Origin of the sequence: Methylobacter arcticus, assembly GCF_050917435.1 — a bacterium.
Classification (GTDB): Bacteria; Pseudomonadota; Gammaproteobacteria; order Methylococcales; family Methylomonadaceae; genus Methylobacter_A; species Methylobacter_A titanis.
In genome coordinates this window covers 1271837-1292931 of record NZ_CP159583.1, presented here as the reverse complement: position 1 = coordinate 1292931, position 21095 = coordinate 1271837, and the positions used below count along the sequence as shown (strand labels likewise).

General features: G+C 49.9%; 19 protein-coding genes. 16 read left to right on the top strand and 3 right to left on the bottom strand.

The annotated features are described in order from the left end of the window. Positions 1–19 precede the first annotated feature (19 nt). From ABXJ76_RS06355 to ABXJ76_RS06325, 7 genes are all read left to right on the top strand, one after another. Positions 20–364, top strand: coding sequence for a hypothetical protein (locus tag ABXJ76_RS06355; RefSeq protein ID WP_432745258.1), 345 nt, complete (start codon positions 20–22; stop codon positions 362–364). A gap of 82 nt (positions 365–446) precedes the next feature. After that, complete coding sequence (locus tag ABXJ76_RS06350; protein ID WP_432745256.1) at positions 447–1769, top strand: hypothetical protein; 1323 nt, start codon at positions 447–449, stop codon at positions 1767–1769. 127 nt (positions 1770–1896) lie between these two features. Next, positions 1897–2154: an IS1096 element passenger TnpR family protein gene (locus tag ABXJ76_RS06345; protein ID WP_432745253.1), complete on the top strand. Its 258-nt coding sequence runs from the start codon at positions 1897–1899 to the stop codon at positions 2152–2154. After that, on the top strand, positions 2048–2437 hold the full coding sequence (locus ABXJ76_RS06340) for a plasmid pRiA4b ORF-3 family protein (protein WP_432745251.1): 390 nt from the start codon (positions 2048–2050) through the stop codon (positions 2435–2437). The genes ABXJ76_RS06345 and ABXJ76_RS06340 overlap by 107 nt, the downstream gene beginning before the upstream one ends. Before the next feature lie 930 nt (positions 2438–3367). Beyond that, the gene (locus ABXJ76_RS06335; RefSeq protein ID WP_432745248.1) at positions 3368–4573 is read left to right on the top strand and encodes an NAD(P)/FAD-dependent oxidoreductase; all 1206 of its coding nucleotides are present in this window, start codon (positions 3368–3370) and stop codon (positions 4571–4573) included. A gap of 109 nt (positions 4574–4682) precedes the next feature. Continuing rightward, positions 4683–5954 (top strand): glucoamylase family protein, encoded by a 1272-nt coding sequence (locus ABXJ76_RS06330; RefSeq protein ID WP_432745245.1) that lies wholly within the window; start codon positions 4683–4685, stop codon positions 5952–5954. A gap of 28 nt (positions 5955–5982) precedes the next feature. Next, complete coding sequence (locus ABXJ76_RS06325; protein ID WP_432745242.1) at positions 5983–7506, top strand: mercuric reductase; 1524 nt, start codon at positions 5983–5985, stop codon at positions 7504–7506. A gap of 12 nt (positions 7507–7518) precedes the next feature. Here ABXJ76_RS06325 and ABXJ76_RS06320 read toward each other — a convergent pair whose 3' ends face one another. Further along, the gene (locus ABXJ76_RS06320; RefSeq protein ID WP_432745240.1) at positions 7519–9291 is read right to left on the bottom strand and encodes a transposase; all 1773 of its coding nucleotides are present in this window, start codon (positions 9289–9291) and stop codon (positions 7519–7521) included. A gap of 78 nt (positions 9292–9369) precedes the next feature. Further along, positions 9370–10863 carry a DUF4158 domain-containing protein gene (locus ABXJ76_RS06315; RefSeq protein WP_432745238.1) on the bottom strand — a complete coding sequence of 498 codons (1494 nt, stop codon included), beginning with the start codon at positions 10861–10863 and terminating at the stop codon, positions 9370–9372. A 232-nt stretch (positions 10864–11095) separates the two neighbouring features. Between ABXJ76_RS06315 and ABXJ76_RS06310 the strand changes: the two genes are divergently transcribed. From ABXJ76_RS06310 to ABXJ76_RS06300, 3 genes are all read left to right on the top strand, one after another. Then, positions 11096–12004, top strand: a complete 909-nt coding sequence (locus ABXJ76_RS06310) for a recombinase family protein (RefSeq protein ID WP_432745235.1) — start codon at positions 11096–11098, stop codon at positions 12002–12004. Positions 12005–13133: 1129 nt separating this feature from the next. After that, positions 13134–13883: a DUF547 domain-containing protein gene (locus ABXJ76_RS06305; protein WP_432745233.1), complete on the top strand. Its 750-nt coding sequence runs from the start codon at positions 13134–13136 to the stop codon at positions 13881–13883. Between the two features lie 198 nt (positions 13884–14081). Then, a complete protein-coding gene (locus tag ABXJ76_RS06300; RefSeq protein ID WP_432745232.1) occupies positions 14082–15146 on the top strand; it encodes a cobalamin-independent methionine synthase II family protein in 1065 nt (354 codons plus the stop codon). Positions 15147–15181: 35 nt separating this feature from the next. On the opposite strand, the gene ABXJ76_RS06295 is transcribed toward ABXJ76_RS06300, so the two are convergent. Beyond that, entirely contained in the window at positions 15182–15787 is a 606-nt protein-coding gene (locus tag ABXJ76_RS06295) for a TetR/AcrR family transcriptional regulator (RefSeq protein ID WP_432745229.1), read from the bottom strand. Positions 15788–15913: 126 nt separating this feature from the next. Here ABXJ76_RS06295 and ABXJ76_RS06290 point away from each other — a divergent pair, with 126 nt between their 5' ends. The 6 genes from ABXJ76_RS06290 (at position 15914) to ABXJ76_RS06265 (ending at position 21045) form a co-directional block, all read left to right on the top strand. Further along, positions 15914–16345, top strand: coding sequence for an SRPBCC family protein (locus ABXJ76_RS06290; protein WP_432745226.1), 432 nt, complete (start codon positions 15914–15916; stop codon positions 16343–16345). A gap of 235 nt (positions 16346–16580) precedes the next feature. Next, entirely contained in the window at positions 16581–17006 is a 426-nt protein-coding gene (locus ABXJ76_RS06285; RefSeq protein WP_432745224.1) for a hypothetical protein, read from the top strand. Between the two features lie 145 nt (positions 17007–17151). Further along, on the top strand, positions 17152–17841 hold the full coding sequence (locus ABXJ76_RS06280; protein ID WP_432745222.1) for a haloacid dehalogenase type II: 690 nt from the start codon (positions 17152–17154) through the stop codon (positions 17839–17841). Positions 17842–18137: 296 nt separating this feature from the next. Continuing rightward, entirely contained in the window at positions 18138–18590 is a 453-nt protein-coding gene (locus ABXJ76_RS06275; RefSeq protein ID WP_432745220.1) for a DUF6789 family protein, read from the top strand. A gap of 145 nt (positions 18591–18735) precedes the next feature. Then, a complete protein-coding gene (locus ABXJ76_RS06270) occupies positions 18736–18930 on the top strand; it encodes a DUF2934 domain-containing protein (RefSeq protein ID WP_432745218.1) in 195 nt (64 codons plus the stop codon). A 138-nt stretch (positions 18931–19068) separates the two neighbouring features. Next, positions 19069–21045, top strand: a complete 1977-nt coding sequence (locus ABXJ76_RS06265; protein WP_432745216.1) for an amylo-alpha-1,6-glucosidase — start codon at positions 19069–19071, stop codon at positions 21043–21045. Positions 21046–21095: the final 50 nt, after the last annotated feature.

The following is a 21095-nucleotide window of genomic DNA, read 5'->3' as shown; positions in this document are numbered from 1 at the left end:
ATTATTTAAAGAGATAGTCATGGAAATAGCACCTATTTATGATGTCGGCGGTTCGTTGCCGGTATCGCTAGAAGCATTTAGTAACCGGCCGTGTGCTTTGCCATTCGGCCACCCGGCTTATGTGCCGCCGTCACCCCAAGAGGTGGACTGTTTGGTAAAACTGACGGGTTGGTCACAGAGTGTAGCGGCGGCCTTGGTGGGTGTGTCGTTTAACCCAAAAAAAGGGTCTTCAACAATCCGGAAATGGAGGGCTAGGCCGGATTCCGATGATGCGCGGGCTATCCCTTATTCGGCTTGGCGTTTAATGTTGCTGTACGCCGGTGTTGTGTCAATTGATGATGGCTTGGCGGCAATAGACAGGTAGAGCGCGGGGGGTAACTGTAGCGGCCTGCAAACATAATCCATAAGACTTGTAACATCGCTCAGGGCTCACATTGTGTGCAAATATGAGCAAGATACCCGGCTTGAACTACTATGCCCTGGATTTACATGCAAAATTTCCAAAAAATGAACCTATTATCATGAAATTAAAGGCTTGCACTCGCGAACATCATTTCTATGTCGCAATCGCAAAACATGTTTTTCTACATATCGAGAAGGGTATTGTTTTTGTTAGCGATCCGATTCGATTAAAAGATGCCGAAAAGCTCAATTTGAAGCCGTTGCTTCTATATGGACTTACTGTCCCAGGCACCCAAATCGAATGGTACACGTTTTCGTTATTCGATGAGCCGAGATCATTATTTAGTGTTTTGCTGGAAGGCTGGGAAAAGGCATCTGGCTTACGCGGATACCCAGATCACCTGAAGATCAATCGTCATATTGCCAATGCATGCCCTCACTTGCAAAGTTCGTTAGGCAATATGGGTGATATATCGCTTGTGGTGGCGGATGGCAAGGACAAGCGGTTTTCTGCCTCGTTGCGTGTTGCTCAACAAGGCGGGCTTGAACTGGGTTGGTATAATCGTGATGGGCATGTCATCAACGACGTAAAAGAGTTGAATGATTATGCCCTGAATGTCCACAATGAACACATCAATCGCCGTATATGGGAAATGCATAGCACTAAATCCGTTAAAGAACGGGCGTCAGAATGGATGGGATTGCCCGTCAATGCAAGTAACGCCGCTTTGGATTTCTCAAAACTGGATTGGGTTGGCGGCTCCTGGCTTTTCTCATGGGAATCAAATGTTCCACAAAATCAGAAAATGCATTTTCGGCGGAATGAGATAAATACCGGTTGCTACTGGTTGGAAACCGGGGAGGATGAAAATAGGGATTACACAACCGTTGAGGATTGGAACCGGTGTTGTGCGATCAAAGCAAAAATACTGGTTGATTGTTGGCCCAATAAGCCAGGCAACATTGCCAACGCTATCGGCATTACAGTAAAACAATTGCTTTGGTTCCTGAATAGTCAGGCGGCGTTGTCTGATACTGAAAGGGACGATTTGTCAGAACTGCTGGGCATTGAAGCAAGTACGGATTTTGTTGATTACGATGTAATCGGACCCTGTGTGTTGATCGCAGATGGTCCGAAAAAATGCTCTGCTGCTTATGACGAACTGAGTAATGGTGGAGACATCAATTATTCGGTGGAGGTTCTTTCTGAGAAGGGAACTCCAGACCCGAGTTGGCGGTATGTTGTTTTTGCGGCCTACGGCCAACTTCCCAATATTTTCATGTTCCAAAGGGGAAGTAAAACAACCGATCAATTAGGCAATAAGCTTCTAATGAATTATCAGGGGAAAGAAAAGTTCCGGCAGTAATCTATCGGGATGTTGTCTCTACGTGCGCTCAATGCTGCACTGATCCGTTGTTAAACCGAAAGTTAATGATTGAATTCGGTAAACGGCATGAACAATACTTCGGGGAAATGGGAACGGAGTTTCACACATGGCGATAAATCACCCACCCGTTTGGCGTATCAAAGTTGTTCTGGCGGACACAAGCCCGATGGTCTGGCGGCGCTTCGATACCTACGCGACCATCACACTGTCGCAACTGCACTACTTCATTCAGGGCGTTATGGGTTGGGAGTTGGGAGTTGGCCCACCTCTTTTCTTTTCACGCCGAGCCTGGATTAGAACTCAACGACAGTTCGACCCTGGCCGACGTATGCCGCATTGGGGATACGCTGTGTTACGTTTATGACTTTGGCGACAACTGGGAGCATCTGGTCACAATCGAGAAAGAGATGAGGATTCGGCCCGGTGTCATCTATCCGCGCTGTGTTACGGGGAAAAATGCATGCCCACCTGAGGATTGCGGCGGGTCATGGGGCTACGCCGATATGCTGAAAACCCTGGCGGGGAGGCGGAATGCCCGCCGTCGCGAGCTTATCGAGTGGTTGGGCGGCTCATTCGATCCCAAGCTCTTCGAGCTGGATGAGGCCAACGAGCGCCTGGCTGAGTATGCCGAAGTTGCGGGTGACTAAGTTAGTGGCCTCGCTATTTCGGCTCAGCATTAAAGAGCACGATAACAATTCCTTCATTTTTGGGCCATAAAGCAGGCATTCATACTGAGCAAATTAAAGGATAGCCGACCGACAAAAAACGACCCATAAGAGCCATTCAATCCATATTTCCGAATGACACCATACCCACGAAAAGCGGCCAGTCGATTCAAGTGAACCAACTGACTTTACGTTATCCCACCAAAATCCAACCGGAAATAAGAAATAGAGTGTGATTATTGGCATTATAAAGAGCGACATGTCGTCGAATGCCTGTTTGGCAAGTTCAAGCACTATTGCAGAATTGCTACGCGATATGAGAAAAAGGCTATTAATTACATGGGAATGCTGTCGTTTTCCTCGGCACTGTTATGGTTGAGATGAAACGTCAACAGAACCTAACAAGTTCCAGGTTGACCGGGGAGTCACTATTTTTGCTAAAGCTTTTATGGGCATCCCTGCCCAACAAGCGGCAAAAGCTACGTGATCGCTAATGCCTGCGTCTGCCCCAGCCGTCCTGCTTTTTTCGCTGGACACCCAACAAGGGGTGCCCAGCATCATTCTCGCAATGACTCGACGCGATTTCGGAAAACCTCCATTTCACTACGCAAAAAGCGCTTCATGAAAATACATGCACTATCGCTTTTGGGGACTACTCGACTCCTGTCTCGCAGCGAGTGCTGGCGGCCAATGATTTTGAAGTCATGATCGAGGATAAGTAATTTTAGGCACCCATAACTCCATGTTCATTAGGATCTTTGAAACGTAGTGGTCAGAACATGGCGTTGTGTTCGTCAGCGTACAGACAACATTCTATGTGTGAAGGACAATTTTTTATCAATCTATAATGGCGCTGTACGAGTCCGGACAGTAACTTTGGAAAGAGCAAGTAAAAGACAGGAGACACAAACTATGACGCACTATCAGTATTTGATCATCGGCGGCGGGATGACCGCAGCGGCCGCGGTGGATGGCATACGCGAAGTCGATTCAACCGGCAGCATCGGGCTGATCAGCGCGGAGCTTGACGCTCCGTACGACCGCCCTCCTCTGTCGAAGGCGCTTTGGAAGGGCAAGCCCTTGGACAGCATCTGGCGCAAGACGGAAAACAAAGGCGTTAACACTCACCTTGACTGTATCGCCAAAGAAATTTTTCCCCAGCAGAAACGTGTTGTGGACGACAAGGGAGACGTTTTCACCTATCAAAAACTCTTGTTGGCCACGGGCGGCAAGCCACGACGGCTTCCGTTCGGCGATGACAATATCATTTATTTCCGCACCCTGCCGGACTACCGGCGTCTTCGTGCGCTCACCGAAACGGGGCGGCGGTTTGCCGTCATCGGTGGCGGGTTTATCGGTTCGGAGGTCGCTGCGGCGCTGGCTATGAACGGGAAAGAAGTGGTGATGATTTTCCCCGGAAAAGATATTGGAGACCGCGTCTTCCCGAGCCCTCTCGCTCAGTTTGTGTCTAACTTCTACAAGCAAAAGGGCGTTGAGGTGTTGGCAGGCGAAGAGATTGTTGGTTTGGAAACACGCGGCAACCAACATGTTTTGAAAACGAGTGCTAACCGGGAAATCGTGGTGGACGGCGTGGTGGCGGGAGTCGGCATCACGCCGAACGTTGAACTTGCTCAATCCGTGGGGCTTGAGGTGGAAAACGGAATCGTCGTGGACGAATTCCTGCGCACCAGCCATCCCGACATCTATGCAGCAGGAGACGTTGCCGCATTCTACAACCCTGCGCTGGGAAAGCGCATCCGGGTCGAACACGAGGACAACGCCAATTCCATGGGCCGGTTGGCGGGGCGCAACATGGCAGGCAAGTCTGAGCCCTATCATCACCTGCCCTACTTTTACTCCGATATGTTCGATTTGGGATACGAAGCGTTGGGCGAAGTGGACTCGCGTTTGGAGACTTTTGCCGACTGGACGCGACCCAACGAGGAAGGCGTCATCTACTACTTACAGAACGACCGCGTGCGGGGCGTGCTGCTGTGGAATGTGTGGGAGCAGGTGGAAGCCGCCCGCCAATTGATCGCCGAGCCTGGTCCGTTCACTGTCAAGAACCTCAAAGGGCGGTTACCGGCTAAAACTTCAATTCCAAAACCGGATTCATGAGACTGGATTCGTTGTTGCTGGAGCGCATATCACCTTTCCGACAGAACCTCACTGTCTGGGTGTTGTGCTGCTGTCAGGATGACTTCACAGAAGTCTCGGCGAATGTTCGATGAACGAGCAGAGGCTCGACCAACTCCAGCGTGCCGCGTTCGGCTACTTCCTGCAAGCGGTGAATCCGGCCAATGGACTGATCGCCGACACCTCGCGCGGGAATTCGCCAGCCAGCATTGCCGTCGTCGGGTTCGCCCTGTCGGCTTATCCGGTGGCGGTGGAGCGCGGCTGGATGGCGCGGGCCGACGCGGTCAAACGCAGTCTTTCGGTGTTGCGTTTCTTTCGTGACAGCGATCAAAGCGGCAGCCCGGAGGCGACCGGCTTCAAAGGTTTCTACTACCACTTTCTCGACATGCACACCGGTGCCCGTGTCTGGCGCTCGGAGCTGTCGACCATCGACTCCGCGCTGCTGATTGCCGGCGCGCTGACCGCAAGCATGTACTTCACCGCGAATACGCCTGAGGAAACCGAACTGCGCGAACTCGTCGAGACGCTATACCTTCGCGTCGACTGGCGATGGTCGCAGGGCGGAGCGGCAACGATCAGGCAAGGTTGGAAACCGGAATGCGGATTCCTGCACTATGGGTGGGAGGGTTACAACGAGTCTATCGTCCTCTACGTCCTCGCGATGGGTTCGCCGACGCACCCGCTCAAGAACGACAGTTACGAGGCCTGGACGGCAACCTATCAATGGGAACATCTGTACGGCTACGATTACCTGTATGCGGGGCCGCTGTTCATGCACCAGTTCTCTCACGCATGGATCGATTTTCGCGGCATTCGGGATCGCTTCATGCGCGAGAAGCGCTGCGACTATTTCGAGAACAGCCGACGGGCAATTGAGGTTCAGCGCGAATACGCGCGGCGCAACCCGCATAGGTTCGCCGGTTATGACGAAAACTGCTGGGGCCTGACGGCCTGTGATGGTCCCAGCAATCTGCTGCCCGAGCTGGCCAACCAGCCGCACCGCTTGTTCGGCTATGCCGCGCGTGGCGTGCCATACGGACCCGATGACGGAACTCTCAGCGGATGGGCGGCGCTGGCATCGCTGCCGTTCGCGCCCGAGATCGCCTTATGCGCCGTACGCAACATGCTGCAACGATATCCCGAGATGCTGACCGCTCAGCAGTACGCCAGCAGCTTCAATCCGACTCTCGCCAGTGCCGACAGTAGCGCCTGGGTTTCGGCCGGTCACTTCGGGCTAGACCAGGGCATCGTGGTGATGATGATCGAAAACCATCGCACCCAACTGATCTGGCGGCTGATGCGGGACTGTCCCTATGTCGGCGCCGGTTTACGGCGCGCCGGATTCCGCGGCGGCTGGCTTTAGCCGCTCCCTTTATTCAAGGATCACAACCATGCAGCAGCGCAACGCCCCTTACTCGACAGCCCCATCGAACGCGCACGATCGCGAGCGGCTGGAAAACGTGCATCCAGCTGGATGGCGCAATCCGCAGCCAGCACACCAGTACAGCCTGGTGGTTCTCGGTGCCGGCACCGCAGGACTCGTTGCGGCGCACGCCGCAGCGGCACTGGGTGCGAAGGTTGCGTTGATCGAACGCGACCTGCTTGGAGGCGACTGCCTGAATGTTGGCTGCGTGCCGTCGAAAGCGATCATCCGCACGGCGCGGCTGTATGCCGAGATGCGTAATGCCGAGCAGTATGGCGCGCAAATCCCCAGCGATATCCGCGTTGACTTCGCTGCCGTGATGGAGCGCATGCGCGGTATTCGCGCCCGTATCAGCCGCTCCGATTCGGTGCACCGACTGATCGCGGCCGGCGTGGATGTCTTCTTCGGCCAGGCCTACTTCACCGGAGCCGATACGCTGACAGTGGATGGCACGAAACTGCACTTCAAAAAGGCACTTATCGCTACGGGCGCGCGGCCGAACACGCCCTGTATTCCCGGCCTCGACGAGACCGACTATCTGACTAACGAGAACATCTTCGACCTGACCGAGCTGCCACGTCGCCTGCTGGTCATCGGCGGCGGCCCGCTCGGCTGCGAACTGGCGCAGGCGTTCTGCCGCTTCGGAGCGCAGACCATTATTGCCCAGGAAAAGCCGCTGTTCCTGCCCAAGGAAGAGCGTGACGCCGCACAGCTCCTCTCGGATGCATTTGCGCGCGACGGCATCGAGGTGCGCCTGAACACCAGAGCCGTCAATGTGCGCGTGGAAGACGGGCAGAAGCTCGTTGATCTGGTCAGCGACGACTACAGCACCACGATAACGGTCGATGCCATTCTGGTCGGCACAGGCCGGGTACCGAATGTCGACGGCCTGAATCTGGAGGCCGCTGGCGTCGATTTCGACACTGCCACCGGCATTCGGGTCGATGATTTCCTGTGCAGCAGCAACCGGCGCATCTATGCCGCCGGCGATGCCTGCCTGGAGCACAAGTTCACCCATACCGCCGACGCGTCGGCGCGCATCGTGGTTCAGAATGCGCTATTTCTTGGTCGTCAGCGCTTGAGTGCACTGACGATTCCCTGGTGCACCTACACCGATCCGGCAATCGCTCATGTCGGACTTTATGTGCGGCAGGCGCGCGAACGGGACATCCCGGTGAAGACCTTCACTATCCCGATGCACGACGTGGATCGCGCAATCGCCGACGACGAGGAGGTGGGCTTTGTGAAGATCCACGTCAAGGAGCGGACGGACCGGATACTCGGCGCGACAATCGTCGCCCGTCATGCAGGCGATATGATCAACGAGATCACGCTGGCGATGGTCGCAGGGATCGGACTGCGTACCCTCGCCCACGTCATCCACGCCTATCCGACCCAGGCTGAAGCGATCAAGAAGGCGGCGGATGCCTACAACCGCACGCGTCTGACACCGAGACTCCAATGGCTGCTGCGACGCTGGCTAACATGGTGACCTGTCAAACATTTAAAGGTCGTCTTCGAATTCTTCCCAGAAGAACTTGGCTGGAGTGTTACCAACATTAAAAACGAGCCAATACCAGTGTTGCGGAAAGGCCGAATAAGAATGAATGGTTTCAGGATCGCCGCCGATTGGTTGATCACTCTTAGTGTCGTATAGGTTCTTTGTTGGCGGAGCATTGATTCGGCCGTACAGGACGGGATGGCCGCTGATGGGTGTGACGACTATTTGAATCTGCTTCGAAATACCCCTTACATTGCTGTGTTGGCCTTCCATTGGGGCACCATCTGCTGCAATGATCGTGGGGGCCGCTGCTAATTCGGTAGTCGTATAGGGGTACGACAACGATTCCTTCATTTTTGGGCCATAAGGGATTTGACTCTCATGTGTCCATAGGTCGTAGAGCAATTCTGGTGGCTGTTTTTCCATATCCAAATCGTACCGGCCAAAGCGATTGATATGCCAAGTCAAATATGGACTAAGTGCTGCTATCTGCCAAGGTTCCAGCGGATAGTTTTCGCGCTGTAGATCTTGCAAGACACGACTGATAGAGAAAACATTGTGGAAAATTAAGCAGTTAGCAACGAGGTGGTTGTACTTAATGATTTTGCGCTGCTCATCGCGGTCATTGGTCGATATTGTGCCGTCACCTCCGAAAGCTAGCCACTGCGAAAATCCATTGAATGCCTCGCTTTTATTAGTTGCCGCCTGGATAAGTACACGCAATTCAGAGTCACTGATGTATTTCAACAAAAACTCGGTTCGGATGACGCGTCCCAGCTCTCGGAACGCTTGATATAGACGATTCTTTCTGCTGTATGTTCCCAGTTTTCGCAACAATGTTGACGCGGTAATCCTGCCAGCCTTGATAGAAAGAATCACCCGTAACATATCCGGCAAATGAGTCTGGATCAGTTTCCAGTCAATGGTATCCGAAAACAGCGTATCGATATGAGCGTAAGTGCTGTTTTTGTCAGGACGATACAATATCAAATCTTTCCAGTTACGGATTCTGGGCATCAAGGAAATCCCCAGAAGTGACGCTAGGGCAAAAACCGGTGTACTTTGCGCCTGGGTATCGCCATGAATCGTATCGGGTTGAATGTCGGAAAAGTTTTTGAGCAACCCATCAAGCAGGTAGACCGCTTCCCAGACCCCACAGGGAATGAAGTTTGAGAACAGCGCTATGTAGGTGTCGGAAACGTGATAATAGCCAATTCCACCGTATCCACCATAGCGAATGTGGTACTCGGATAACAGGTTCTGCTCATACAGATCCCACTTGGTGCCATCGACGGAGGCATTTTTGCCAGTTCCCCATTGTTTGGGCAGGGCGAAACGGTGATAGGCATTGATAACTTCCCGAATCGCTTTTTCAAGGCTTTCCTCCGTTATATGGCGCCAATGAACCCAGGAAAGTTGCCGTCTGTCGACGTTACCCAGTGAACGCGCTGCTTGTGCCGACCCAAGGTGGCAACCATAGCAGAATGTAGTGGTCAGGTAACGCGAAACGGGATTGTCGAGCTTGGTGTCGTGGCCGGAAATGGGGCCAAAAAATCGCGTCCAGTTCAACCAGTGTTCAGTGTCACGCAACACATCCAATAAATGCGTGGGTTCCAACCGGTCGGCAATTAGTTGTTCGAAATTACGTAATCCAGCGGGCGTCGTTGCTTTTGTGGGTCGGCATAAAATAGGTTCGCCATTCTCAATACGCAAATCAGTATTGTCGGGGAAAGCTTGGTCAGTTTTTTGAGCAACTTTAGCTAATCGTGCTTGCATGTGTGCTACGAAAGCAGCGCCTTCGGTAGGCAACCCAACCATTTCACCATAGGCGGCGATATCGCGATGATACTCCTCTCAGGAGATGAGCTGGTCACGATAGTCGGCGTAATGATTGCTTCCAAGGATACACAAATCACCGGACTTTAGCTCCATCATCAGCTGCGAAAAGACGCATAGTTCGAAATAGCGGCGGTGCAGACGTTTTGGTACTTCATCGTGATTGCGCTGTTCAGTAACCAGACGCCACCAAGCTTCTGACATCCAGCGGAGATCCAAACAAGGAGCTTTTGGTGCTGTCAGCCATTCGCCGTGCTTGTGTTCGTGTTCCAGCAGAAAATTCAACGCCGTCACGAAAGTTGTATCCTGAGTGGTGGTGCGTACTGTGATACGCTTGAGCAGGCGGAAAAGCGTAGAGCGATGACTTTTGTAGAAACGCCAGAGAAACGCGAAGTAGTTGTCGCCCGCATGAGCCATATGATCATCACAGCGCTGGAGAATAACATCACCTTGGTCTGCCAATAAGGCCTCAATCGCTGTGATCTTATCCTGGGCGGATCCTTCGGTGCGGTAGGCAATGACCAAATCGCGTAAGGTTTGTACCAGCTCGTCGGCACGCTGCTGGTTGCGTGCATGATAATCTGCCAGTGCATCTTTGCCTTTCTGATGGATGGTCGACATGCGCTTGATGAACATGTCTGCCAAATCGTCCAGGACTTGATTCGACTGCACTTTCAGCAACGAAACCGCCAGGATTAAGCGTTTTTTGGGTTCGATTTCCAACATTCGGGCGGCGTCTAAAGTTCTGGCTTCCGCCGCGAAGTGCTGGATTTTTACATCAGGAATATCGGCAAGAACTTGTTCGCCGATGTGATACTGGGCCAACCAGGCTTGCCGGTCTAACCAGACTTTGAGATGCGTCAAGGTTGGGCTGCCAGGCTCTTGCTTGAGCGTGTTCCAGGGCGTAAAACGCGATTCTGGTTCAACAATAAACAGCGTTTCGATACCTTTCTTTTCTTTAGCGCTCAGCCTAGCATCCACTTGCTGGTAGAACTGCCGATAGAGAATGGTGCGTGCATGGCGAGCTCCACGAACCAAAGTATCGAAGGCAGGAAGCTCATATTTTTTACGCACCAACTCTTCAATGCCGACATTGATAAGATCGGCTAATTCTTCTTTTGTCCTGGCCGCTTGGCTCATGGCCAGCAACAGGATGTGGCGTGCATCCTTACCATAACAATTGATATGGAGTGTCTGACGTATGATTTGTAAATGGCGCTTGCGCGTTCCAGACAAATCATAGCCAGTCAGATCAGTGATAGCTGGCTGAATCTGAGCCACGCCAGCGATATGTTCAATGATAACCGTTGGTACTTGGCTAATTGGCACAAAATATCCCAGACGTTGAAAAATCTTCAAAAGAACCAGGAATACCAACTGGGCAAGCGCCCCACGGGTCACTTGTTTAGCCAAGGCCAACTCATCCACATTAGGCGTATAAATAACGGCCAAATCGCGAACGGAAACATGGTTTTTGAGTCGCGGGTATGCGGTTTCCTGAATCGTTGGCAAGGATAAAAAATCTCACTGAAAGCTAAAGGAATTAGATAAATAGGCCGACAACCTGTACCATAAAAACGGTCGTTTTTATGGTACAATGGCTTAAATTTTTAAAAAGCCTAAATTAAACCATTTTGATAACCAATTTTATACCATAAAAACCATATACTAAATCAACGTACCAAAATTATATTATAAGTTGAGTTTCGTGGTATAAACTGATTATTAAAAAGGAGCTGCCTTAATGTTCGTTGGCTATGCCAGAGTTTCAACTACTAATCAAAATCTCTATCTTCAGCAAGATGCACTCGTAGCTGCGCAGTGTGAGCGTATTTTTACTGATACCGCCAATGGAGCTAAGGCACAACGGCCAGGATTAGCAGAGGCACTTCAATGCTGCCGGTCTGGTGATACGCTGGTTGTCTGGAAACTTGATCGATTGGGACGCTCTCTACCGCACTTGGTAGAAACGGTACGTGATCTTGTTACCAGGGGGATCGGATTTAAAAGCCTGCAAGAAAACATCGATACTACGACCTCTGGTGGTAAGCTTATTTTTCATATTTTCGCTTCGCTGGCCGAGTTTGAGCGAGACATCATACGCGAAAGAACTCATGCTGGACTTTCATCAGCGCGTGCACGCGGCAGAAAAGGCGGCAGACCAAAAGGGGTGGATGAAAAGAAACGAAAAGCCGCATTAGCACTAAAGAAAGATCCAGAACGGAGTGTTAAGGAAATTTGCGATATCTTGGGTATATCACGCAACACCTATTACAAATATACGCAATCAGAGGACAAGTTGGCTGAAGAGCCGCAGAAAATACAAAAGTCTGAAGATAGCGCGAACACACCTGTCACCAGAATTATGAAAGTCGAAGTATGTTTGCAGGTTGAGAACAACAGTAAGTTTGTGCGAGGAAAAAGCAAGGTGCGAAATGATATTGAACAGCTCATTCTTAGCCAGTTTGCTATGGAAAAATTGGACAAGCATAACTGTCGATATATTCTTTCGATTCCCTATACCTCCGATGAGGAACTCAACCGTATTATCTACGATGAAATATTGGCAGAAGCAGAACACACGGCAGATATGCGTAAGTGTTTTATAGAGGCGGATATTGTTTCTATGGACGACCCGGATCGCAGCTGGTGATGATTATTTAAATATTCCAGCGAAAGCCTCCACCGATTACGAAATAAACCCGTCACTTGAAATTACTCTAAAGCGGCCATTCATAATTAATAATATTACGGAAAACCGAGTGACAATTTCCGGCCACTATGTATAGTACCGAACTATGTATAGTTGTGATCCCTGTCCTATGTGCTACTTGATATTGCTTGTAACGGCCTATACATAGTTTCAGTAACTGATGGAGCTATATGGATGTAGTGATAGCTTGATATTTTTGTATTGGGAGGCTTAGAGGCATGGAATCTTAACTGAGCCTTGTCTTACATGACCAAATTGATCTCGAAATGTTGAAGTGTGCGGATTTTTACTTCAGAGTAGAAGTGAAACTATGTAAAGTTAATAGACTTCAAATTTTTCTTTAGATTAATGAACTAGAGCTTCGCAGCCTGTAACCATCTATGCACTTTACATAGTTGAGTACTATACATAGCGGCCATTTAGAGACAGACACAGGTTTCCAGTGAACGGCTGGTTAATCTTGAAAAGCGGTCATTCAGAGACAGCCAGTGATCGGCAGGCAGCCACGCACCCATAACTAGCTGTGGACATTTATTTTGAGTAGTAATGTTTTAATTTAGTAGCGTCGAAATGGCACCAGCAGAAATGATTGGTTACCATGTCAATTTTGGCGATATACGCGTCATTGCCTTTGATTAGCCAACACGATCTCGGCCGAGAATACGGTATCGATTTGGAAATATACGTTGCGCGACCGGTAAATCTTAATATCAACTGATCATTTTTCCAAACTTCGAGCACGTGCCGATTGGCATTTTCTGTCCACTTTAAATCTGAATGTGTAAATTTTTCCTTCATCCATTAATCCACCTTTTGGCCGCATTTAAATAACGTATCGCCAGTGTTATATACAACAGTAACGCCCCCACAAAGACGGTAAAAGGTTAAATACATATTCAATCAGTCGTCTTTCAAAAGAAAACCTTACACGGAGAGTAAATAACTGATCTATTCAACGACTCACATAACACACCTGAAAAAAATAATGAGGCAGAACATAAAGAATTTGTAAGTTATCGTTTTGCAAACCGACTAAGAAAGCGATAACTAACTTTTTAGGAGATACCCAATGATTTTAACGAAACGTTTAATGATATTCACAGCCCTGCTGATGCTGAGCTTTAACACGTTTGCCACGGAACCGGACTGGAGCGCTTATGCCGACGTTTTAAAAAATGTCAGTCCGGGAGCAAAGAACAATATCAAACTGGCCTTGGTGGATTACCAGACACTGAAAGAAAACGGTAAGTTGGAAGCCGCCTACCAGCAATTATCAAGCTTCCCGGTTAAAAACCTCAACAGCAAAGAGGAAAAACTGGCTTTTTACATCAACGCCTACAATATCCTGGCGTTAAAAACGGTTATAGATCATTGGCCGCTTGACAGCATCAAGGATGTCGGCAGTCTGCTCAGTCCTGTGTGGGGCAAGCCCGCCGGCAGTATTGACGGCAAAACGGTCTCGCTGGATGACATAGAAAATAAAATCCTGCGTCCAATGGGCGAGCCGCGTATTCATTTTGCCATCGTCTGCGCCTCGGTGAGTTGCCCTGATCTACGCAACACGCCTTATACGGCGTCGAAATTGAACGCCCAGCTGGATGAACAAGTGCAAAAGTTTCTGACCAATGCCGATAAAGGGCTTAGACTTGGCAATGAAAGCATCCAGATTTCCAGGATTTTTGACTGGTTCGGGAAGGATTTTAAGCCTGCAGGCGGTGTTGAGGCATTCATTCGCCGTTATCGATCCGATTTACCGGAATTACCGCTCAAGGAGGATATTAACTACGATTGGAACGTGAATGGCATCACTGCAAAATAATAAAGTGTGTGTGGCCATATCGGAATTCACTTGATGTCACGCACTCGGATTATCGTCTTGACTTTGCTGTCGATGGTTATCGACAAATGGTCTACATCGTGATGGAATTACCTTTAAGCGCATACCTACGCAAAGGTCATACCCATCCAAATACTTTTTTAGTGTTAAACCTTTTAATAATTATTAAGGAGCCAAACAATGTCTATCCCTACCGAACAGATTGGCAGCATTCCCAGACCTAGGGAATTGCTTGACGGAATAGCCGATTTTGCAGCAGGTGCTATTAATCAAGAGGCGCTTGATGCCCTAACTACCCAGGCAGTCCGAGATTCGATACGACTGCTTGAGGAGACCGGTTCCCCGGTAATTACCGACGGCGAACAAAGCAAACCCAGTTTTGCCACCTATCCGGTTCACGGTCTGCCAAACATTGCGCCGGACGGTATTAAAATTCATTTCTCAGACGGTCATGTACGGCAACTGCCAAGGCTGACTTCCGGCCCTTTTCGCTATCAAACATATGCACAGCAGTATCTGATTAAAGCGCAAAAATATGCCCGTGTCCCGGTAAAACAGGCCGTCATTGCCGCTTCAGCCCTAAGCCTGCTCTATCCGCAAGATGGCATCGCCGATTATCCGAAAGAGGATTTTTTGGATGATCTGGTTAATGAAGCCGAAGCCGACATTCGTCGCTGTCTGGATCAGGGTGCGCATTGCGTTCAAGTCGATTTTACCGAAGGGCGGCTTTCGGTCAAACTTGATCCTACCCGGAACTTGCTAAAGAATTTTATTAAACTCAACAACCGGGTTTTGGAACGGTTTACTGCCGAGGAACGAAAAAAAATCGGCGTGCATACCTGCCCGGGTGCTGATAAAGACTCAACTCACAGTGCAGACGTGGACTACTCTGAACTGTTGCCTGATCTTTTTGAGCTTAAAGCAGGCAATTTTTATATAGCATTGGCCAGTGAAAAAGATCGCCGCCGAGTATTGAAGATCATAAAGGAACACTCTAAACCGGAACAACGCATCTTTATCGGCGTGATCGATCCCATTAATCCACACATTGAAACACCGGAAGAGGTCAAACTCCAGATTCTGGAAGCGGCGAAATTTATACCCGCAGAACGTTTTGGCACAACTGATGATTGCGGCTTCTCGCCCTTTGGTGACGACACCACCCGCTCACGGCAAATTGCTGTGGAAAAAATTACCAACCGGGTCCTCGGCACTGCGCTTGCGGCTAAAGCATTAGGGCTTTGAGTGTCCTTCGCTCAACCGCGCATTTTCTGGAAATGTCAGGCTCTATTGTTGCAAGACTTTCCCCTCAACACAAAAAGCAAATTATTCACGATGGATTTCAAGGCTGAAATATCGGGCTGGGTTTTATTAAACACACGCAGCCCGTATATACCCGCAACCAGAAACCGGGCTAATTCTTCAGGGCTTTGGTTACTATCAAACCTGCTTGAGGCTATGTGTTCTTTTAGCACATCCCTAAATTCATTTTCTACCTCTCCAAACATCGCTTGCAACCGGGAATTGATTTCTTGATCATCAACCGGAATTTCAAGCAGGGTATTGACCAAAAAACAGCCTTTGCGATGTTCATCAGTCACCGAGTCGTTGACCAGCCGGTTAAAAAAGGTTTCGATCCGGACAATGGGAGGCTGGTCGGTATGCAGCAGAGTAAAGATCATGCGTTTCATGTCTTCAAAATAGCCATCAATGGCCGCCAAAAAAAGCCCGCGTTTATCGCCGAATGCGGAATAAATACTGCCCGGCTGTAGTCCTGTCGCTTCGACCAGATTCTTGATAGATGTACCACTGTAACCTTTTTGCCAAAAAACTCCGATGGCTTTCCGGAGTACTTCTTCACGATCAAATTCTATGGGTCTGGCCATGTCACACATTCCTGAAAAATTCTAAAACTAATTATTGAACATTCATTCAATAAAAGCTATGCTTTAATTGTTTTTGAATGAATATTCAATAACTATTTATTTCCTCCATTATATAAGGAACACATCATGCCACATTGCTATCAATCCATAGTCGTTAATGCCCCCGTCGATAAAGTATGGGACACCATCAAAAATTTCCATGATATGTCATGGGCCGCCAGAGCCATTGAAAAATGCGAGGCTGTTGGCGAAAAATCAGGCACCGAAGCGGGTGCCAAAAGAATCTTGAACAATGCCTTTCATGAAACCCTATTAGAGTGTAACGACCAGGAACACAGGGTCAGATATTCAATTGATGATGGCCCCTCTCCGGTTTCATCCGCTGAAGTCACCCATTACATCGGCAACCTGCACCTGATCCCTGTGACCTTGAATAATTCAACGCTTGTCGAATGGGGTTCAAATTGGGAATCTGTCAGTGAAGACGCGGCAGAATTTTGCCATCAAATCTATGTGGCTTTATTGAGAGAATTGGCTCAACAATTAGACACAAATTGATGCTAGTCAGGGTATGCGCTGCATAGCCTGACTACCCATGCCATTAAGTTATACCGTCATATCGGCAGGGGAGTGAAGCGAGGGTTGGCCGGTATCCAGTACACAGAGATGTGTTTAGAGTTTGCCATCCTTGGTCTCTGGCTTCCGGCAATCCCTGGCCGGGGCAGGCTCTGCCGGAACGACGAGTTTTTCCTTAACTGAACTGCCCTGATTGCTATCCCATCAAGGAACACTCATGATCAATCAAAATAAATCATTACCCATCGCCTTATTCGGTTTAAGAATCAGCGTATTTTTAGTGATGTTTATGTGGACCATAGATAAATTTATTAATCCGGCACATGCTGGCAAGATCTATGAAAAATTCTATTTTATAACCGGTCTGGAAGGTTCAGTGATGCTTATTATATTGGGAGTCGTCGAACTGGTTATATTGACCGCATTCCTGGCGGGTTTGTATAAAAAATTCAGCTACGGCTTTGTCCTGGTCATCCATGCAATATCCACACTGTCCTCTTTTAAACAATATATGGCGCCCTTTGAGGGGCCCCATCTTTTGTTCTTTGCGGCTTGGCCGATGCTGGCGGCTTGCGTTGCCCTGTTTCTGCTGAGAGATGAAGATGTCCTGCTGACTTTTCGCAAATCAATCCAGAATAATTAATTCAATGTGCTAATCAGGAAGGCATTATGAAACATCAACCGGGTGACGCTATGACCTCATTTAGCCTACCCGCGATTGACGGCAATCTCTTCAACCTGAATAGCTTTTAAGGAAGGCGTTATCTACTTGCCTGAGAGGAAAACAAGTGACAACACTGCGTTTAAGCGGCATTACCGCATGCGTGTTCGACGCATACGGGACGCTATTTGACTTTACCAGCGCAGCCGCTCAGGAAAGGAGCGCACTCGGAGACCAGTGGCAGGCACTGTCCGACCTTTGGCGTACCAAGCAGCTACAATACACCTGGCTGCGTAGCTTGATGGGAAAACATGCAGACTTCTGGCAGGTAACCGGAGACGCCCTCGATTTCGCCATGACCAGCCTCAAGATCGAAGACCCGGCATTACGCGACCGCTTGATGTCGCTTTACCTGAAGCTCTGTGCATACCCTGAGGTAAAGGATACGTTGACACAGCTGAAGGCTCACGGCATGAAGCTTGCCACACTTTCCAACGGTGAGCCAAAGATGCTTAAAGCTGCGGTCGATAACTCCGGAATTGCTGACCTACTCGATGCGGTCTTATCGGTCGAGGAAGTGGGGATATACAAGCCTCACCCGAACGTCTATCGACTCGCGACCGATCGATTTGGTGTGAAGGCTGATCAAATTTGCTTCGTCTCGTCGAATGCATGGGATGCCCATGCCGCCAAGGCTTTTGGCTTTCGCGTGGTCTGGTGCAACCGCTTTGGGCAGGCTCCCGAACGCATCCCCTCACCGCCCGACAGGGAAATCACCACCTTGGCTTCTCTGCCCGCAATCGTCGGGATGTCTTAGAGCAACCCTGGCCACCAGGGATCGGGTCAGGCCTTACCGCGAGTACCCGCTCCGATCGCGTTCCCGACTTAGACCAAACCTCCCCGATTTTATCTAGGCGACGTGCAGTTCGGGCCAGCGGTGCTCGGCCTCGTCGATCAGACGTTCCACTGCGCCTCCAATCCCCAAGTACTGATTTATCTACCTCTTGCAAACGAGTTACTCTATTTTCTGAATATCTTTTGTAAGGAATGAGAGTTTGCCGAGACTAAATAACAGCTACTTCAAGATAGCTGTAACCCTAAAAGGATAAAAAGATGAACACAACTATCATAAAAACAATACTCGGCGGCATCGCCGGAACCCTGATGATGTCATTAATGATGCATTTTGCCGCTCCCATGATGGTAGGACAGCCGATGGACATCGCGGCCATGCTCGGCAACATGATGGGCAATAACTACGCCATGGGTATGGCGGTTCATGTCATGCTCGGCGTCCTTGTTTTCCCACTGGTCTACGCCATTGTTGTTTTCCGCTTTCTGCCGGGAGCACCCATTATTAAAGGGTTGACCTGGGGCTTGATCCTGTGGCTGATTGCCGAAACCCTGGTCATGCCAATGGCTGGCGCCGGATTTTTCATGTCCGAAATCAGCGGCATGAAAGCGGTCATGGCGGCGTTAATGGGGCACCTGGTTTATGGCGGATTGCTCGGTGTTATTGCTGGCAAAGCTGATAACTGTTGCAGCATACACCGAAGCTTGGCTTAACCCATCTCGTTAACCACAAATCCGACACGTATCAACACCAGTGGCAGGCTAAGACGTTCGTGGTGAGCCTTGTCGAACGCTCTCCTGAGCGTAGTCGAATGGCATGAATGACCTAACTCAAACAAACTCTATTTAGGAGAAGAAAATGACTGACAAAAAATCACAACAAAATAACCATAACAATGATATTGATCCCGACAAATTTCGTGAAATGGTTGCAGAGCGTGCTTATCTTAAAGCCGAAGCAAGAGGTTTTGCAGCGGGCCATGACATGGAAGATTGGCTAGAAGCCGAACAAGAGGTAAGTAACCAATGCCATAACTGGTCTCAGGAAGTTTAATCATATAGATCAGGTTAGAGTTGTGTGCCCCGACACTTTGCGGCACAGGTTGTCGGGGTTCGCCCTGCTAACACGACTTACGAACTACGTTAGCAAACACAACCGTCAATTCCGACTTTGGTTGGGGACAGAGAACATATGACAAACATTAAACTAGGACCCGGCGACTGCGGAATCTTTGAGCGAGCTGTCGAACGGGAGTGGCTGATAACCAACGGCATCGGCGGCTTTGCTTGCGGCACAGTTTGCGAAACCAATACCCGCCGTTATCACGGCCTGTTGGTGGCCGCTTTCGAACCCCCGGCAGTTCGATTCTTGCTGGTCGCCAAACTGGATATTACCGTACGCTATCGCGGCCAGGAATATCCCTTATTCTGCAACGAGTTCGCCGACGGCACCGTAACCCCCCAGGGTCATGTTTATTTGGAGTCCTTTCATCTCGATAACGGTCTGCCTATTTGGCGCTATGCCGTTGCCGATGCCTTGATCGAAAAACGCATCGTGATGAAACCGGGACAGAATACAACCTATGTCAACATACAGGTGCTACGCGCCAGTGATGAACTGATAGTGGACTTGACGCCGCTGTGCACTTACCGGGATTACCATAGCCATAGTTACGGCGGATGGAATTTAGGTCTACGCGAGATTCTGCATGGTTTTGAGGTCAACGCATTTCCAGGCGCATGCGCCTATCGACTCTGCTGTGAACAGGCTACTTTTATACCCGACCCAGTCTGGTATTGGCATTTTAAACACAGCTCTGAAACAGCCCGTGGCCTGGATGATAGCGAAGACCTGTTTCGCCCCGGCCATTTTACCCTGAGCCTTGGCGAAGGCGAACAGGCAACGGTGGTGATCTCCGATGAAGTAGGCATTGCCGACGATTTTGCGACCGTACATCAACAGCTACGCGAGCAACAACTCGCTTTGCTTCAATTCCTACCGACCGATGCTCCCGGCTGGATTAAGCAACTGGCTCTGGCTGCAAAACAATTTATTGTCGATCGTTACCAGGACGGCCTACCGGCAGGCAAGACTGTAATCGCAGGCTACCCATGGTTTGCTGATTGGGGTCGCGATACCATGATCGCCTTGCCCGGCTTGACGTTGGCTTTAGGTCGCTTCGATATTGCCGCCAATATTCTGCGTACCTTTGCCACTTACGTCAGTGACGGCATGTTGCCTAATCGCTTCCCGGATAACGGAACGGAGCCGGAATACAACACGGTCGATGCGACGCTTTGGTATTTTCATGCTATCGATCAATATACCCAACTCAGCCAAGATGCTTCGTTAGCTGAAGAACTCTATCCGGTGCTGGCCGACATTATCGACTGGCATCGTAGAGGAACCCGTTACGGCATTAAGGCCGATTTGGGCGACGGCCTGCTCGCGGCAGGTGAAAACGGCGTACAACTGACCTGGATGGATGCCAAAGTCGGCGATTGGGTGGTTACGCCGCGCATCGGCAAATGCGTGGAAATCAATGCCTTGTGGTACAACGCCTTAAAGATTATGGCGGGCTTTGCCGGGCAATTGGGCCACACCCTGCAGGCACGCGACTATCAGACTGCCGCAACACAGGTAAAAGACAGTTTTCAACGCTTCTGGAATCCGGCCGGAAGCTGTTTATACGATGTCATCGACGGTACTGATGGCAACCACTACGACAGTCGTTTGCGGCCCAACCAGATTTTTGCTGTTTCCTTGCCGCATAGTCCGCTGTCTGCCGAACAACAAAAATCTGTTGTCGACAGTTGTGCTCGTGAACTGTTGACTTCTTTCGGCTTGCGCAGCCTAGCAAAGGGCGAGCCAGGCTACGTGCCTTATTATCAGGGCAATCCGACACAACGCGACAGCGCCTATCACCAAGGCACCGTATGGGCCTGGTTACTCGGCCCGTTTGTGGACGCCCATTTCCGCGTGTACCAGGATGCCGAAAAAGCCCGTTCTTTCCTTGAACCCTTGGGATTGCACCTTACCGATGCCTGCATCGGTCAAGTCAGCGAAATTTTTGATGCTGAGCCGCCTTTTACTCCACGCGGCTGTTTTGCCCAGGCCTGGAGCGTCTCGGAAATTTTGCGTGCCTGGCTGAATCTGCATGGGCGCTAATCTCCATTGCTGAATGGGTGAATTTATAAAAGCCAATGACATCAGCTTGA

Coding starts and splice junctions, on each gene's coding strand:
- ABXJ76_RS06355 (WP_432745258.1), top strand. CDS start 20: ATGGAAATAGCACCTATTTATGATGTCGGCGGTTCGTTGCCGGTATCG.
- ABXJ76_RS06350 (WP_432745256.1), top strand. CDS start 447: ATGAGCAAGATACCCGGCTTGAACTACTATGCCCTGGATTTACATGCA.
- ABXJ76_RS06345 (WP_432745253.1), top strand. CDS start 1,897: ATGGCGATAAATCACCCACCCGTTTGGCGTATCAAAGTTGTTCTGGCG.
- ABXJ76_RS06335 (WP_432745248.1), top strand. CDS start 3,368: ATGACGCACTATCAGTATTTGATCATCGGCGGCGGGATGACCGCAGCG.
- ABXJ76_RS06330 (WP_432745245.1), top strand. CDS start 4,683: ATGAACGAGCAGAGGCTCGACCAACTCCAGCGTGCCGCGTTCGGCTAC.
- ABXJ76_RS06325 (WP_432745242.1), top strand. CDS start 5,983: ATGCAGCAGCGCAACGCCCCTTACTCGACAGCCCCATCGAACGCGCAC.
- ABXJ76_RS06320 (WP_432745240.1), bottom strand. CDS start 9,291: ATGCAAGCACGATTAGCTAAAGTTGCTCAAAAAACTGACCAAGCTTTC.
- ABXJ76_RS06310 (WP_432745235.1), top strand. CDS start 11,096: ATGTTCGTTGGCTATGCCAGAGTTTCAACTACTAATCAAAATCTCTAT.
- ABXJ76_RS06305 (WP_432745233.1), top strand. CDS start 13,134: ATGATTTTAACGAAACGTTTAATGATATTCACAGCCCTGCTGATGCTG.
- ABXJ76_RS06300 (WP_432745232.1), top strand. CDS start 14,082: ATGTCTATCCCTACCGAACAGATTGGCAGCATTCCCAGACCTAGGGAA.
- ABXJ76_RS06295 (WP_432745229.1), bottom strand. CDS start 15,787: ATGGCCAGACCCATAGAATTTGATCGTGAAGAAGTACTCCGGAAAGCC.
- ABXJ76_RS06290 (WP_432745226.1), top strand. CDS start 15,914: ATGCCACATTGCTATCAATCCATAGTCGTTAATGCCCCCGTCGATAAA.
- ABXJ76_RS06285 (WP_432745224.1), top strand. CDS start 16,581: ATGATCAATCAAAATAAATCATTACCCATCGCCTTATTCGGTTTAAGA.
- ABXJ76_RS06275 (WP_432745220.1), top strand. CDS start 18,138: ATGAACACAACTATCATAAAAACAATACTCGGCGGCATCGCCGGAACC.
- ABXJ76_RS06270 (WP_432745218.1), top strand. CDS start 18,736: ATGACTGACAAAAAATCACAACAAAATAACCATAACAATGATATTGAT.
- ABXJ76_RS06265 (WP_432745216.1), top strand. CDS start 19,069: ATGACAAACATTAAACTAGGACCCGGCGACTGCGGAATCTTTGAGCGA.